The organism is Streptomyces flavofungini (assembly GCF_041028215.1).
Classification (GTDB): domain Bacteria; phylum Actinomycetota; class Actinomycetes; order Streptomycetales; family Streptomycetaceae; genus Streptomyces; species Streptomyces flavofungini_B.
On sequence record NZ_JASKYR010000758.1, the window covers coordinates 1 to 4,417 of the forward strand.

The following is a 4,417-nucleotide window of genomic DNA, read 5'->3' on the forward strand; positions in this document are numbered from 1 at the left end:
GACGGGCGACGACGGCACGGCGGAGTTCGTCCTGGACGCCTTCGAGGTGCGCGAGCTCTGACACCGCCGGGCCGACCGCCCCGCACACCCCCACGGGCGTGCGGGGCGGACCCCGTCCAAGCGCGGGCTCAGGACAGCCCGACCGCCGCCCCCGAGGTCCCCTCGAACTCAAGCACCCACACCTCGTTGACGCCCTCCCGCAGCACGGGACCCGGCACATAGAGGGACGTCTGCGGACCCGCCGACCAGTAGCGGCCCAGGTTGAAGCCGTTCACCCACACGAAGCCGCGCGTCCAGCCCGGCAGCTCCAGCGAGGCGTCGCCCGCGCCGCACACGGACAGCGTGCCCCGGTAGAGACCGGGACGCCCCTCCGCCGGGCCGCCCGCGGGAACCGCCCGTACCGCGGACGCCGTGTCGAAGGCATCCAGGCGCAGCCCACGGACCCGTACGCCGTGCAGGTACTGCCGCTCGTGCAGGACACCCCCGACGATCCCCTTCCGCTCGCCCGTGCGCGGCCCGTAGTTGACCCGGCCCAGGGACTCCACCCACAGCTCCACGCGCGCGTGCCCGGCGACCGGCCTCTGAAGGACGGGGCTCTCCTCGGTCAGGACCCCGGCCCGCTCCCCGTCCACATACACCACCGCCCGGTCGCGCAGGCCCTGCACGGACAGCGGGAAGGGCCTGCGCGGGCCCGGCACCGTCAGCGCGTAGCGCACCAGGCCGCGGTCGACGCCGACCTCCTCGAAGGCGGGCGGGACGGCGTGCTCGCTCTCCGGGGTGCCGAGGCGCTCGACGACCGTGTCCAGGGACGCCCAGTCGCCGAGCGTCGCCGAGACAGGGGCGCCGAGCACCGGCGGCGGAGCGGGCAACTCCGGCACGGGCTCCGCCGCGTACCGTGCGAGGACCTCCCTGAACGCCCAGAATTTCGCCGTGGGACGGCCGTACTCGTCGATCGGGGCGTCGTAGTCGTAGGAGGTGACATCGGGCTGGAGCGGGCCGTCGTGCAGCGCGCCGCCCCGGTTGGCGCCCGCCCAGCCCGCGAAGTTCGTGCCGCCGTGCGCCATGTAGAGGTTCACCGACGCCCCGCACTCCAGGATCTCCGCGAGTGCCGCCGCCGCGTCGCCCGCCTCCCGTACGACGTGCTCCGCGCCCCAGTGGTCGAACCAGCCGCACCAGAACTCCATGCACATCAGCGGCCCCGAGGGACGGTGCTCGCGCAGCACAGCGAAGGCCGCCCGCGCACCCGAGCCGAAGTTGGCCGTGGCGAGGACCCCCGGGACCGAACCGCCGGTCAGCATGTGATCCTCGGGGCCGTCCGAGGTGAACAGGGGGACCCGCACGCCCCCCGCCCGCAGCAGCTCGGCGAGCAACCGCAGATAGACGTGGTCCGAACCGTAGCTGCCGTACTCGTTCTCGACCTGCACCATGATCACGGGACCGCCGCCGGGACCGCCGTACTGGCGCGGCACCACCTCCCGCAGCAGCCGCCCGAACCAACGCCGGACATGCCCCAGAAACTCCTCGTCCCGACTGCGCGCCCGAGCCCCCACCGCACCCGTCAGCCAGTGCGGAAGCCCGCCGTTCTCCCACTCCGCGCAGATGTAGGGGCCCGGCCGCACGATCGCCCACAGACCCGCGTCGCGCGCCGCGTCCAGGAAGCGGCCGAGCGCCCCGACGTCCCGGTAGGAACCGGGCTCCGGCTCGTGCAGGTTCCAGGGGACGTACGTCTCCACACAGTTCAGGCCCAGCGCCCGCAGCATCGCCAGGCGGTGCCCCCACTGCTCCTCGTGCACCCGGAAGTAGTGCAGCGCGCCGGAGAGCAGCCGCACCGGCCGCCCGTCCAGCTCGAAATCGTCCTCGCCGACCCTGAACCCGTCCATCGTGTCCCTTCGCTCACAGCACGCCCGCCCACGATCACCTCTGGCGGGCGGCGGGGTCCATGGACAAAGATCGGTGCCGGTTGGACGCAGCGAGCGGGACCCACAGCCTGGCCCGCACCGGAAGGGGCACGCGGATGTACCACACGTGGATGCGGTATTTCACCCCCAGCCCGGCCCACCACCGGCTCGGCCTCGCCTGCCTCGGCGTCGGCCTCCAGCACGGCCTCCTGCCGACCGTGGGCCCCCGCACCCTCGACCACCACGTCGCCGTCGTCATCACCGCGGGCGGCGGCTGGTTCCGCGGCCCCGACGGACGCCGCACGACAGTGACCGCGCCCGCCCTCATCTGGCTCACCCCGGGCGTCCGCCACCACTACGGACCCGACCCCGGCACCGGCTGGGACGAGTGCTTCGTCGACTTCACCGGACCCGCCACCGCCACCTACACCGAACTCGGCTACATCGACGCCACCCGGGCCGTCGTACCGCTCTCCGACGCGGCGGGCGCCCGCGCCGCCGTCGGCCGCATCGCCCGCGCCGCCCGCCGCGGCAACCCGCTCCTCGAGGTCGAGACCGGCGCCGCCGTCCACGAACTCCTCGTCGCCCTGCGCCGCGCCCGCGCCGACATCGCCCCCGACGGCGACCCCGTCCTCCAGGCCCTGGCCCGCGACGCCTTCACGGCCCTGTCCGTCGCCGAACACGCCGCACGCCACGGCATGACCCCCGCCGAACTGCGCACCGCCGTGCGCCGCGGCGCCGGATGCAGCCCCAAGGACTACCTCCTCGGCATCCGCCTCGGCCGCGCCAAGGAACTCCTCGCCGCCACCGAGCTCCCCGTCGCCGCCGTCGCCCGCCGCGTCGGCTACGACGACCCGGCGTACTTTTCACGCCTTTTCACCCGCCGCGTCGGCACCGCCCCCATCCGCTTCAGGGAACAGCAGGGCAGGGCCGTACCCGGCGGCTGGTCCCAGCAGATACCCGACCCCGACCACCCACCGATATTGCGCTCTTCCGCCGCAGGACCGCCCCCGGCGGCAACGTAGGCTCGTGGCCCATGACCACCAGCCACACCAGTGACGCCAAGGACACGGACGCCGCCGCGGGCAACGGCGCGAACCCGGCCGACGACCAGGCCGTCCGCGCCGAGCTGTCCCGCCTGCGCGACAGCATCGACAACATCGACGCCGCCGTCGTCCACATGCTCGCCGAGCGCTTCAAGTGCACCCAGCAGGTCGGCCACCTCAAGGCCAACCACCACCTGCCGCCCGCCGACCCCGCGCGCGAGGCCCGCCAGATCGCCCGCCTGCGCGAACTCGCCGAGAACGCCAAGCTCGACCCGGCCTTCGCCGAGAAGCTGCTCAACTTCATCATCGCCGAGGTGATCCGCCACCACGAGACGATCGCCAAGTCCGCGTAGCACCCCGCCCGGCGCGCGGGCGCTGAGATCCGAGTCCTACACCGATGCCGGTGACATCGGGCAGCATGGGGGCCATGCCCGTACTGACGCGCGACGAAGCGCAGACCCGTGCCCAGCTCATCGATGTCCACCGGTACACGGTCGAACTCGATCTGACCCGGGCGGCCGACGCCGCCGGCGAGACCTTCGAGTCGCGCACCGCCATCCGCTTCAGCGCCCGCGCGGACGGCGCCACCTTCGTCGAGCTCAAGCCCGCCGCACTGCACTCCGTCACCCTCGACGGGCAGCCCCTGGACCCCACCCGGCTCGACCAGAACCGCCTCGTCCTCGACGGCCTCACCGCGGGCGAGCACGAGCTGCGCGTGCACGCCGCCATGCGCTACTCGCACACCGGCGAGGGCATGCACCGCTTCACCGACCCCACCGACGGCGAGACCTACCTCTACACCCAGCTCTTCATGGAAGACGTCCAGCGCGTCTTCGCCGCCTTCGACCAGCCCGACCTGAAGGCCGTCTTCGAGCTGACCGTCACCGCCCCCGAGAACTGGACCGTCCTCGCCAACGGCATCACCCGCCACCTCGGCGGCGGCACCTGGCAGGCCGCCCCCACCCCTCTCATCTCCACCTACCTCGTCGCCGTCGCCGCCGGACCCTGGCACTCCGTACGCACCGAACACCGCGGCCTGCCCTTCGGCATCCACTGCCGCCGCTCGCTCGCGCCCTACCTGGACGCCGACGCCGAAGAGATCCTCGGCCTCACCCGCGCCCTCTACGACCGCTACCACGAGAAGTTCGAGGAGCCCTACCCCTTCGACTCCTACGACCAGGCGTTCGTCCCCGAATTCAACGCGGGCGCCATGGAGAACCCCGGCCTCGTCACCTTCCGCGACGAGTTCATCTACCGCTCCGCCGTCACCGACACCGAACGCCAGACCCGCGCCATGGTCATCGCCCACGAGATGGCCCACATGTGGTTCGGCGACCTCGTCACGCTGCGCTGGTGGGACGACATCTGGCTGAACGAGTCCTTCGCCGAGTACATGGGCTTCCAGACCACCGCCGAAGTCACCCTTCCCCAAGCTCTCAACTCCGTTCGAGCAGGGGATACCCCATCCACCGG

4 protein-coding genes are annotated in these 4,417 nt (G+C 72.7%); 3 read left to right on the forward strand and 1 reads right to left on the reverse strand.

Going from position 1 to position 4,417, the window contains the following annotated elements:
- Nucleotides 1–128: 128 nt before the first annotated feature.
- Entirely contained in the window at nucleotides 129–1,880 is a 1,752-nt protein-coding gene (locus AB8Z36_RS33890; protein WP_369217224.1) for a glycoside hydrolase family 35 protein, read from the reverse strand.
- A 134-nt stretch (nucleotides 1,881–2,014) separates the two neighbouring features.
- On the opposite strand from AB8Z36_RS33890, the gene AB8Z36_RS33895 reads away from it, so the two are divergent.
- The 3 genes from AB8Z36_RS33895 to AB8Z36_RS33905 all read left to right on the forward strand — a co-directional run.
- Complete coding sequence (locus AB8Z36_RS33895; RefSeq protein ID WP_369217225.1) at nucleotides 2,015–2,923, forward strand: helix-turn-helix domain-containing protein; 909 nt, start codon at nucleotides 2,015–2,017, stop codon at nucleotides 2,921–2,923.
- Nucleotides 2,924–2,934: 11 nt separating this feature from the next.
- Nucleotides 2,935–3,297, forward strand: coding sequence for a chorismate mutase (locus AB8Z36_RS33900; RefSeq protein ID WP_369217226.1), 363 nt, complete (start codon nucleotides 2,935–2,937; stop codon nucleotides 3,295–3,297).
- Between the two features lie 65 nt (nucleotides 3,298–3,362).
- Nucleotides 3,363–4,417, forward strand: a 1,055-nt coding sequence (locus tag AB8Z36_RS33905) for a M1 family metallopeptidase (RefSeq protein ID WP_369217227.1), incomplete at its 3' end; no start/stop codon positions are given.

Coding starts and splice junctions, on each gene's coding strand:
- AB8Z36_RS33900 (WP_369217226.1), top strand. CDS start 2,935: ATGACCACCAGCCACACCAGTGACGCCAAGGACACGGACGCCGCCGCG.
- AB8Z36_RS33890 (WP_369217224.1), bottom strand. CDS start 1,880: ATGGACGGGTTCAGGGTCGGCGAGGACGATTTCGAGCTGGACGGGCGG.
- AB8Z36_RS33895 (WP_369217225.1), top strand. CDS start 2,015: ATGTACCACACGTGGATGCGGTATTTCACCCCCAGCCCGGCCCACCAC.